General features: G+C 43.3%; 2 protein-coding genes. One reads left to right on the top strand and one right to left on the bottom strand.

Annotation, left to right across the window (positions count from 1 at the left end; genetic code table 11):
• Positions 1 to 27 precede the first annotated feature (27 nt).
• Entirely contained in the window at positions 28 to 402 is a 375-nt protein-coding gene (gene slp / locus RAC86_RS38405) for a peptidoglycan-associated lipoprotein Slp (protein ID WP_003245672.1), read from the top strand.
• Positions 403 to 446: 44 nt separating this feature from the next.
• Here the strand turns inward: slp and lpdA are convergent.
• Positions 447 to 1,728 (bottom strand): dihydrolipoyl dehydrogenase (gene lpdA / locus RAC86_RS38400; RefSeq protein ID WP_377886923.1); only part of this gene is annotated, 1,282 nt, incomplete at its 5' end.

Below are 1,728 nucleotides of genomic sequence, written 5' to 3'. Positions count from 1 at the left end.
CTACTGTTTATACAGAGGAGAAGATAGATGCGATATCGCGCGGTATTCCCCATGCTGATAATAGTATTTGCTTTATCGGGCTGTACGCTTTCCACCATCAATCCGATGAAAAAAAGCCGGATTGACAACATTCATCATACACAAATCCTGTTTTTTTCTGATGAGAACCAAATAGACCAGGAAGCGCCTTATTACGATGCACTGCTTGATTTAGAAAAAGATTATCCCGAGCAAATAGATAAAATGAAGGTCTATGATAAAAAAGAAGGCTGGGAAGATGAGATTGAAACTGTCCCTACCCTTATGGTTGTTGATCAGCGCCATGTCGTGGTGAAAATCGAGGGATGTGTGAAAAAGAAAGAAGACATCATTAAACCATTACAGCATGTGCTGTCAAAATAAAAAAACAGCCCCGCTTTGAGCGAGGGCTGTTTTTGATATGAAAATTATTTTACGATGTGAATCGGACTTCCGATTGCCACTTCAGCAGCTTCCATTGTGATTTCGCCCAATGTTGGGTGAGCGTGAATTGTCATCGCGATATCTTCAGCAGTCATGCCGCCTTCAATCGCTAAGCTTAATTCAGAAATCATATCAGAAGCACTTGCTCCGGCGATTTGTGCACCGATCACAAGACCGTCCTCTTTACGAGTGATCAGCTTCATGAAGCCGTCTGTTTCGTTAAGAGAAAGCGCGCGGCCGTTTGCTGCAAATGGGAATTTAGCAGCAACAATGTCAAGACCTTCTTCTTTCGCCTGTGCTTCAGTGTAACCAACTGATGCAAGTTCAGGCTCAGAGAAAACAACCGCAGGAATACCAAGGTAATCGATTTCTGCAGGCTCTCCAGCGATAGCTTCTGCTGCGATTTTACCTTCGTAAGATGCTTTATGAGCAAGCGGCGGTCCTTCGATGATATCACCGATTGCATAAATGTTAGGTACGTTTGTGCGGCACTGTTTGTCAGTTTTCACGATACCGCGGTCCGTCATTTCGATACCGACTTGCTCAAGACCAAGCTCATCAGTGTTTGGACGGCGTCCTACTGTAATCAATACGTAATCAGCATCAACCGTTTTTTCTTCGCCTTTTACTTCGAAAGTAACTGTTACGCCGTCTGGTCTTTCTTCAACGCCTTTAGCCATCGCGTTTGTATGGATTTCAACGTTGCCTTTTTTCTTCAGTCTGCGTGTAACGAGAGAACTCATTTGTTTTTCGAAGCCAGGAAGAATTTCATCTCCGCCTTCAAGAATAACAAGTTCAGTACCGAAGTTAGCATACGCAGTTCCAAGTTCAGTTCCGATGTATCCGCCGCCGATAACAACGAGCTTTTTAGGAATCTCTTTAAGAGCCAAAGCGCCAGTTGAATTCAGGACACGCTCACTATATTTGAAGTTTGGCAATTCGATAGGACGAGATCCAGTAGCAATGATTGCGTTTTTGAACGTGTATGTTTGAGCAGAGTTCTCATCCATAACACGAACTGAATTGCTGTCTACAAAGTAAGCTTCACCTTTTACAACATCTACTTTGTTGCCTTTAAGAAGACCTGCTACACCGCCAGTAAGCTTGTTGACAACAGAAGCTTTCCATTCTTGAACTTTTGTGAAATCAACTGTTACATTCTCAGCAGTGATTCCCATGTCATCAGAATGTTTTGCATTCTCATAACGGTGACCTGCATTGATCAGCGCTTTTGAAGGGATACATCCAACGTTCAGACAAACGCCT

The sequence above is a fragment of the Bacillus sp. LR_5 genome, assembly GCF_042709275.1.
The sequence above is the reverse complement of the archived record's forward strand: the minus strand, read 5'-3'. Positions and strand labels throughout refer to the sequence as shown.

Coding starts and splice junctions, on each gene's coding strand:
- slp (WP_003245672.1), top strand. CDS start 28: ATGCGATATCGCGCGGTATTCCCCATGCTGATAATAGTATTTGCTTTA.